The sequence below is a fragment of the Streptomyces sp. URMC 126 genome (assembly GCF_051386555.1).
GTDB lineage: Bacteria > Actinomycetota > Actinomycetes > Streptomycetales > Streptomycetaceae > Streptomyces.
In genome coordinates this window covers 1-268 of record NZ_JBPQTX010000907.1, presented here as the reverse complement: position 1 = coordinate 268, position 268 = coordinate 1, and the positions used below count along the sequence as shown (strand labels likewise).

Genomic DNA, 268 nt, shown 5'->3' with positions numbered 1-268 from the left:
CTCCGGGCCGGGACGCGGATCAGAACGTCAGCTTCCAGCTGTTGATGTAGCCGGAGTCGGTGCGGTAGACGTCCTGGACGCGCAGCTTCCAGGTGCCGGAGGCCGCCTCGGAGGAGGCGTTGACCGTGTAGGAGGCCCGGACGTCGTCGCCCGAGTCCCAGGAGCTGTTCTTCAGCCGGTAGGTGCTCCCGTCCGGGGCCACCAGGTCGATGACGAGGTCGCCGCGGTAGGTGTGGACGATGTCCACGTCCACCTTCAGGGTGCTGGG

The 268-nt window shown here is 67.9% G+C and carries 1 protein-coding gene; it reads right to left on the bottom strand.

The window, feature by feature from the left end; genetic code table 11:
* Positions 1-19: 19 nt before the first annotated feature.
* On the bottom strand, positions 20-268 hold a 249-nt coding region (locus tag ACSNOK_RS34440), incomplete at its 5' end, for a proprotein convertase P-domain-containing protein (protein WP_436784655.1).